The following is an 8,046-nucleotide window of genomic DNA, read 5'->3' on the forward strand; positions in this document are numbered from 1 at the left end:
CTCCGCCCAGAGGTCCACCCGGTGGGCGTCTTGCATCGTCGCCGAGATCGCGATACCCCGTCGCCCGCCTAGCAGGGCGATCGATTCAGCCGGTTCGCGTACGGTCTTCTCGACACGCGCGACGTCTCCCACATTCAGCAACCGGCCGTCGGAGCTCCGGCGGAGCGGGATGGAGCGAATCCGGTCGACGGTGCGAAGCTCTCCGGAGATCTCGATGACGAGATCGTTCGTCGTTCCCCGCAACTGCCCCGCCGGGACCTTCGAATCGGCCGTCGTGATTCGCGAAGAGACCTCTTGGGCCGTCAGGCCGATAGAGGCGAGGGCGAGCGGGTCGATTGTGACCCGGATCTCCTCCTCTGCGCCGCCGAGGATTTTCGTTTCGCGCGTGTACGCGACGTTGCGCAAGCGGCTTTCGAGTTCCTTGGCGAGTCGGTTGAGGATCGCGAGGTTCGGTTCTCCGTCCTGCGTCCAGGTCAAGCCGACGAGTAGACTCAAGGCGGTCGAAGTGCCGTCTTCGAGTTCGGGCGCACCGGCACCGCTGGGCAGGCGTTCGGCTACGTCGGCGATCCTGTCGCGCACTTTCGACCAGACCACGTCGACATCGTCCTCGGAGTACTCGTCTGCCAGGTCGATATTCACCATGGATACGCCGCTGCGCGAGAAGGAGCTGATCTCGTCGATCTCATGGAGCTTGCGGAGTTCCGCCTCGATCTTCTCCGTGATGAGAGATTCGACGCGCTTTGCACTCGCACCCGGGTAGTTCGTTGTGACGTTGCCGAAACGTCGCGCCATGGCGGGATCTTCCTGGCGCGGCAGGGTCTGCAGGGCTGCGAGGCCCGCGACGATGACCAGGCCGATGGTCAGGATCAGCAGGCGCGGGTTGCGGTAGAAAATATCTGTCATTCCGGGGCCTCGATGCGAACGCGCTGTCCGGGAACGACGCGGTTCAGGCCTGCTGCGATGACGCGGTCTCCGTCTACGAGGGTGCCGCGGATGAATGCCCGGTTGGCTTCGGTATGGAGGACCTCGATCTGTCTTCGTTCTACCCGGTGCGCTTTAGCGTCGTGGTTGGCAGGATCCGGGACGAGCGCAAAGGCCGACCACAGGCCTCGTCTGCCTTCGCCGAGTGCTGCGATCGGCAGCCACGCGCCTCGAGTGGGTTGCCGCTGTTCGACCGAGAGCCGGGCGAGGTCGCCAGTGTTGAGTTCGGTTACATCGCCTTCCAGCTCGAAGATCGCCAGGATCGTACGCGAAGACGCCTCGACCTCTGCGACGACGGAGCGCAGCACTCCGGAGTGCAGATTCCGGCCGATTTCGAAGTGAAACAGTCCGCCGACCTCGAGCTTCGCTGCCGTTGCTGTGGGAAGTCCGACGTGGACCTCGAGTTCCGCGGACTCCACGAGACGCAGCACCGATCGACCCGGTGCCACGATCGTCCCCTCATCGAGGCTCCGGGCTGCGACCTGTCCAGCGAAGGGCGCGCGCAGTTCGGAGAGTTCCAGTTCCAGTCGGATGCGCTCCAGAGCGGCTCGCGCAGCACTCCGCTCTGCCGAACTGATCTCGAGTTCGGCCTGGGCCTCGTCGAGATGCTGGGATGAGAGATGGTTACCACGTTGCAGCTCGCGACGCCGAGCGTGGGTGCGCCGCGCCAGCTCTTTTCGCGCGGTTGCTTGTTGGAGTCGAGCGACCGCTTCGCGCTCGGATGCGCGCAAAACCCGGGTATCGAGGATGGCCAACAAATGGCCGGACTCGACCTCTGCGCCTATGTCGACGAAGACGCGCTCGAGACGCCCGGAACGTTCGAAGCCGAGCTCGCTCGTCCGACGGGCAACAACGCGACCGGCGTGGTGCTCCAGTACGGTGTACTCGTTCTCGAAGTGCACCGAGTGGGCTTCAATCGGCAGCAGATCGCCATGATCGGGTGACGCGATCTCTGTGGTGTATACGGACCTCGTCGGCCAGAGGCTGAAAAGGAGTCCGACGATCGAGATCGCCAGCAAAGAGAGGACGAGGGGTTTCGACATGGCTTGGATCCTCAGGCGGGGGAGCGCGGCTTGGCCCCGTCGATGAAATTGCGGAGAAACGGTTCGACCAGATCATCGAGACTGCGGCCCAGGTTCAGCTTGCCGGACAAGTGGAGGGTCACGATGCCGTGAAGAGAGACCCAGGAGACATGTGCGAGGGTGACCGGGTCGCCGTGGATTTTCCCCGCAGCAACGGCTCCGCTCATGGCGTCGCAGAGTGTCTGCCAGCCAGATTCGAGATGGGCTTCGGATTCGGGTTGGGCGTCGGCTGCCTCCGGCAGCTTTCGGGGGTCGAGCTGGAACATCACGCGATAGGCGGCCGGTTCGTCGAGTCCAAACTGCACGTAGTCATGCGCGAGCGCGATGATCCGCTGGAAAGGATCGGGCTCGTGTCGTGCGATCTGCTGCATCCGGTTGCTCAATCGGCCAAAGGCTGCAGCCCGAACCGCCTCGAAGATCTCTTCTTTGTTTTCGAAGTAGCGGTAGGGGGTCATCGCGCTGCAGCCCATCTCCTCGGCGATGGCGCGCAGGGTGACTCCCTCGAAACCTCGCTCTGCGAACAGGCGCGTCGCGATCGCACAGAGATCGCCTCGGAAGGAGTGGACCTGTTCACTGGTCAGGCTTCGGGGCACAGATCGATCTTACGACGTAAATTTACAAAGTAAACCCTTATCTAGATCGAGCGGCGCCCGAAGGGCGGGTGAAAACCCCTCCGGACGTTGACTTGCGGAGGTGGCCTGCCGGTCGCGAAATTCTGAGACATGGGATTCTGGGACGTGGGACCGACTCCGGCCGGCTCCTCCAATACGCGCTAACGACGCTTCAGCTCTTCGGATCGTGTCTGGTAGAAGTCTTCGATGGGTCCGAACGCGGGATTGCTTTTGAAGTCGCGCCGGGTCTGGTCGAGGATCTCATCATTGGACTTGTCTCTGTCCCAGCCCGAGGCCTGGGGTTGCTGGACGTGCCACGGGCTGTCGCAGAAGATCTCGATTCCGTTTCCTTCCGGGTCCTTGAAGTAGATTGACCAGGCATTGCCATGCGTGAGTGGAAGGCGATTGCCCACCCGGCCGTCCTCGGCGAGTCGCGCGTCCATGAGCTTCACGTCGTCGAGTGAATCCACCCGGAATGCGAAGTGATCGACTGTGTTGGGTGGGTTCTCGTCCCGGAGTCCGTCCACGAATGCGAATTGGTGGTGATTAGTGTCGCTCTGGCTGAGGAACACGATCTCAGAACCTTCGGCGCCGGGGGCCGGAAACGGGCCCCGGTCCGTGATCTCGAAGCCGAGCACGTTCGTTTAGAAGTCGAGCATATCGTCCATGTTCCTGACGAGGATAGCGGTATGGGACCAGCGCAATTGCCTCTTGGAGTCCCTTCGAGGTTTGATAGGCCATATGGAAGCATTGCACGCCTGGCTCAGTGTTGCTCCAGGGGAAGGTGCGCGATGCGAGCGGCTTCTTCGGCGTCGATGCCGAGAATGCGCAAGACCATCGCGGCGCTGGTCTCGATCGCATCGTCGCCTAACGTTTCCAGATTCAACGCATTGAGTACGCCGGTCAGCGCGCCGTCCACGAAGTTCCAGGTCGTGCGCCGATCTTCGATGCGAAAACGTCTGCTCGCCACACCCCGAGCCAGGTCTTCTTCGGGAGGGCCGCTCATTCCTTCGGCCATCCCGCGAAACGGTGTTCCCGAGTGGAACACGTACCAGTTCCAGAGGGGATCGCCGAGGATGCTGCGAAGCGCGATGCGAAGGCCGGTGGCCAGGCGAAAGGCGGGGTCTTCTGCACCTCCAGTGGCCCGGTTCACGCGCTCGTGCAGTCGATCGACCAGGCGATCGACGATCGGGCCCAGCACGTCTCCCTTTGTCAGGAAATGGAGGTAGAAGGTGCCGTGTCCCACGTCGGCGGCTTCGGTGATGTCGTGGATGGTCACGGCCTCGACGCCCCGGTCGCGCATCAAGCGCTCCGCCGCTTCCACGATTCGAGCCCTTGTTTCCGCGCGTCTCCGCTGGCTGCGGGTCGTCTCCGGCGTTTCGCAGCCTTCCGCTTCCATATTGATGCCCTTGACCGAATTCATGATTGACTATATACCAAAACTGACTATAGTCAATAATCAGTCAAAACCGAGGAGGCCACCCCATGAAGCTCGAAGACGTCGTCCCCGCCGCCCGCGCGCTTACCGCGGCCGCCGCCGATCGGGCGGAAAAGACCGAAGAAGCACGCAGAATTCTGCCGGAAACAGTTCGCGAACTGCGCGAGGCGGGGATGTTCAAGCTCGTTCAGCCTCGGGCCTTCGGAGGGTTTGAACTGGATCCGGTCTCGCTCGTCCGGGCGACTACTGAACTCGCTCGTGGCTGTGGGTCGACCGGTTGGTGCCTGGGAATCCTGGCGATCCACAACTGGATGCTGGGGCTCTACGAGGAGCAGGCCCAGAAGGACGTGTGGGGGGACGACCCGGAGACTCTGCTGGCGGCCTCGTTTGCGCCCACCGGCACGGCCGAGCGGGTCGATGGCGGCATCCTGCTGAGCGGGCGCTGGTCGTTTGCCAGCGGTTGCGATGCCTCCCGCTGGATGATGGTAGGCGCCGCCGTTCCTTCCGATGGTCCCCTCCCTGACCTGCGCATGTTTCTGGTGCCCCAGGAAGAGTATCGGATCGAGGACAACTGGTATGTCAGTGGTCTGGCGGGAACCGGTAGCAAGGACATCGTGGTCGACGGGGCGATCGTGCCGGAGTATCGCTCCATTTCCCTCATCGACGCTTTCAACGGACACTCCCCGGGGCGGGAACTCTATTCGGACAGTCCCCTCTACCGTGTTCCGTTCGCAACCATTCTGCTCTTCGCCCTGGCCGGGCCTGCGCTCGGACTCGCGCGTGGGGCGTACTCGGCGTTCATCGAGCGATCCAAGGTTAGGCAGGTCACCTACAGCGCCGAGAAGGTGTCCGAGCAGACTCCCGTCCACATCCTGATCGGTGAGGCCACCTACGCGATGGATGCCGTGGATCTTCTCTGGGAGCGCGACCTCGCCGAGATTGCCCGGCTGACGTCTGAGAAGCACGAGTTCACCATGGAAGAGCGGGCTCGGTACAAGCGCGACGTTGGCCTGGGGATTCGCGCGTGCCAGGAAGTGACCGCGAAGCTCGCCGCGGCAAGCGGCGCACACGGGATCTTCAAGTCGAGCCCCATCCAGCGCGCCTTCCGAGACGCACAAGCCATGACGACCCACGCGGCACTGGATCCCTTGCAGGGCGCCAGCACTATGGGGCGTTTGGAACTCGGGCTCGATGCGGCCACGGCACTGGTCTGATCGTTCTGCATTCCAGCGAGCGGGAGATGAGCGAGAGCAATCGATAACGTCGGGGGTGAAGCACTCAATGGGGTTTGGACCAAGTTCTCGGCGGACCCGATGGAAGCCATCGCCCGCCACGAGGAACTCCAGCGGATAGGAAGTACAGAGCCCCAATCTACCCGACAGAATCGCCCATTGTCGACTGTTGGGATCCGGCAGTCGCCAGGGGCGGATTAGCGGCGTCATCTCGATCTTTCTCGGCGCGTATGTGGTCTGGGTCGGGATTCAGGGTCTCTTGATCCACTCGAATACCCGCCAGCGCTTCGGGCCGCTGGCCTATGTGTTCGCGACACCGCACATTCACCATTGGCACCATTTGGCGGATGCCGAGGCGATCGATCGGAACTACGCGGCCAATCTGCCCATCATCGGCATGATCTTCGGCACCTATCTGGGCAATCACGGCCGCTGGCTCGATAGCTATGGAGTCGTGAACAAGCCGCTTCCGCACGGCTTCCTGGCTCAGCACCTGTACTCCTTCATGAAGGGCTGAGAGGGCCGGCGACATGCCCCGAGGAGCGGAACGTGCTAGCGTCCGCTCCTGCGCCTCCATTGGTTGAGGGCGCGCCCGGGCCCGCTGCAAAGCCGCCTCCGAGGTTCCAAGACCCTTTCTGTGGCGAGGCCCCAGTCATGACAGATGAGATTTTTCACGGCGTTCCAGAGTCAATTGCCGCCGCGCTCCAGAAGCGCGGCTTCGAGCAACTGACACCCGTTCAGCTGGCTGTCATCCAGGCTGTGCAGGCCACCGAGCCGGGGCAAACCGTTCGCGATCTGCGAATCGCCTCCCAGACCGGTTCGGGCAAGACCGTCGCTCTCGGCATCGCACTGGGCCGTCACTTCATCGAGAAGTCGGGAGGCGAGCGCGCGACCGAGGCGCTGCTGATCGTCCCGACCCGCGAACTCGTGAATCAGGTTCGCGACGAACTGCGCTGGCTCTATGCCGGAATTCCGGGAGTTCGCGTCGAAGGCGTGATGGGCGGCGCTTCCTATATGAGCGAGCGCAGTGCGCTCTCTCGCAAGCCCTCGATCGTCATCGCGACGCCCGGCCGCTTGCTCGATCATATTCGCAGCGGAGTCATGGCCTGTGATCGCGTCGCGCACGTCGTGCTCGATGAAGCCGACCGCATGCTCGACATGGGATTCCGCGAAGAGCTCGAAGCGATTCTCGATGCGCTGCCAAAGGAGCGCAGCAGTCACATGCTTTCGGCGACCTTCCCGCGCAGCGTGCTCCGTCTGGCCGATCGCTTCCAGTCGAATCCGCTGAACCTCCAAGGCACACGCGCGGAAGATGCGCACCCTGATATCACGCACGTCGCGCACCTGGTGCGCCCGCGCGAAAGTTATCTGGCACTCGTGAATCTGTTGCTGCTCTCGCGCGGTTCGCGTTCCTTGCTGTTCGTACAGCGAAGGGTCGATGCGGCGGATATCGCGGAGCGCCTGGTCGCCGACGGCTTCAGCGCGCAACCGCTCAGTGGCGACCTGCCGCAGGCACAGCGCACGCGCGCGCTGAATGCGTTTCGCAATGGCAGCGTCGAGATCATCGTTGCGACCGACGTGGCCGCGCGGGGGATCGACGTACCCGACATTGAAACCGTCATCCATCTCGATACCCCCTTCGACGCCGAGACCTACGTGCATCGCAGTGGGCGTACGGGCAGGGCGGGACGTCAGGGTCGAAGCCTGATGCTGATTCCGACGTCGCAGGAGCGGCGTATGCGCAGGCTGATCTCGATCCTGGGAATCGAAGTCGACTGGCAGCCCGCCCCGGGGCCGAGCCAGGTGCGCAAGGCCGCGCGCAAGCAGTTGCGACGCGAGTTGTGGGAGCGCATCGATTCGACCGATGGGCGCACCGAGCAACAGCTCGAGTACGCGGCCGGCCTGCTTGCGGAGCGCGAGCCGGCAGCGGTCGTGGCTGCGCTGCTCGACATGGCGAGTTCGGGCCTGCCCTGCGAACCCAAAAACCTCAGTCCAGCGGTCGCCTCGGAGAAAGAGCGTTTCGAAAAGTATCAGCAGGACTTCGTGACCTTCTCGCTCAGTTGGGGAAGGAGCAAAGGGGCGAGCCCCAAGGCGATCCTCTCGCAGGTCTGTCGTCGCGGAGGCGTTTCCGGGCAGGTGGTCGGTGCCATTCGAATCGAGTCCGACCACTCGACGTTTCAGATCGCGAGCCGAGCGGCGCAGGCATTCCAGGCGAAGACTCGCAAGCCCGACAGCCGCGATCCGGGCGTTGTAATTCAGCGACTCAACGGAGTTGCGCCACAGCGGAGTCCACGACCAGAACGCGGTTCGCGACCCGAACGTGCCAAGCGACCGTACCCGGCGAAGGCGCACGCCAAGAAGGACCGGCTGGCGCGACCTCCCAGAGCGGAGGCGGCGCGCAAGCGAAAGCCGACCGGTGAGGTCGCCTCGACCTAACGCGCGATCTCGCGAAGGCAGATGTCTTCGAGTACATCGAGATGTTCTACAATCGAACCCGTCGCCATAGCCATCTTGGTGACGTCAGTCCCGAGGCGTTTGAAATCGCCTCAAACCGCGGCCTCTAAATGTCCACGAGGCCGGGGGAAGTCCACAGCCTTCTTGGATGTGTCCGTGAAATCAGGGCAGAACCCCTCGCGAATTCCACGCAAGCTGTATGCGAGTACAGGAGCACACGAGACTCCGGCGGGCTCTGATAGCCTCGA

The 8,046-nt window shown here is 63.1% G+C and carries 8 protein-coding genes and 1 pseudogene; 4 read left to right on the top strand and 5 right to left on the bottom strand.

What is annotated here, in order from left to right; genetic code table 11:
* The 5 genes from GY725_00520 to GY725_00540 form a co-directional block, all read right to left on the bottom strand.
* The coding region (locus GY725_00520; GenBank protein ID MCP4002653.1) for an efflux RND transporter permease subunit at positions 1–903 on the bottom strand (903 nt) is incomplete at its 3' end.
* Positions 900–2,024 (bottom strand): efflux RND transporter periplasmic adaptor subunit, encoded by a 1,125-nt coding sequence (locus GY725_00525; GenBank protein ID MCP4002654.1) that lies wholly within the window; start codon positions 2,022–2,024, stop codon positions 900–902. The genes GY725_00525 and GY725_00520, both read right to left, overlap by 4 nt.
* Before the next feature lie 11 nt (positions 2,025–2,035).
* The gene (locus GY725_00530) at positions 2,036–2,656 is read right to left on the bottom strand and encodes a TetR/AcrR family transcriptional regulator (GenBank protein ID MCP4002655.1); all 621 of its coding nucleotides are present in this window, start codon (positions 2,654–2,656) and stop codon (positions 2,036–2,038) included.
* Positions 2,657–2,835: 179 nt separating this feature from the next.
* Positions 2,836–3,312: a hypothetical protein gene (locus tag GY725_00535; protein MCP4002656.1), complete on the bottom strand. Its 477-nt coding sequence runs from the start codon at positions 3,310–3,312 to the stop codon at positions 2,836–2,838.
* Positions 3,313–3,437: 125 nt separating this feature from the next.
* Positions 3,438–4,097 (bottom strand): TetR/AcrR family transcriptional regulator, encoded by a 660-nt coding sequence (locus tag GY725_00540; protein MCP4002657.1) that lies wholly within the window; start codon positions 4,095–4,097, stop codon positions 3,438–3,440.
* A 62-nt stretch (positions 4,098–4,159) separates the two neighbouring features.
* Here GY725_00540 and GY725_00545 point away from each other — a divergent pair, with 62 nt between their 5' ends.
* The 4 genes and pseudogenes from GY725_00545 (at position 4,160) to GY725_00560 (ending at position 7,908) form a co-directional block, all read left to right on the top strand.
* Positions 4,160–5,326 carry a flavin-dependent monooxygenase gene (locus tag GY725_00545; GenBank protein ID MCP4002658.1) on the top strand — a complete coding sequence of 389 codons (1,167 nt, stop codon included), beginning with the start codon at positions 4,160–4,162 and terminating at the stop codon, positions 5,324–5,326.
* A gap of 187 nt (positions 5,327–5,513) precedes the next feature.
* Positions 5,514–5,861: a sterol desaturase family protein gene (locus GY725_00550; protein ID MCP4002659.1), complete on the top strand. Its 348-nt coding sequence runs from the start codon at positions 5,514–5,516 to the stop codon at positions 5,859–5,861.
* Between the two features lie 137 nt (positions 5,862–5,998).
* A complete protein-coding gene (locus GY725_00555) occupies positions 5,999–7,780 on the top strand; it encodes a DEAD/DEAH box helicase (protein MCP4002660.1) in 1,782 nt (593 codons plus the stop codon).
* Positions 7,768–7,908: pseudogene (locus tag GY725_00560) on the top strand (IS3 family transposase). Before GY725_00555 ends, GY725_00560 begins: the two are co-directional and overlap by 13 nt.
* Positions 7,909–8,046 lie beyond the last annotated feature (138 nt).

The sequence above is a fragment of the bacterium genome (genome assembly GCA_024226335.1).
Taxonomy (GTDB): Bacteria; Myxococcota_A; UBA9160; order SZUA-336; family SZUA-336; genus JAAELY01.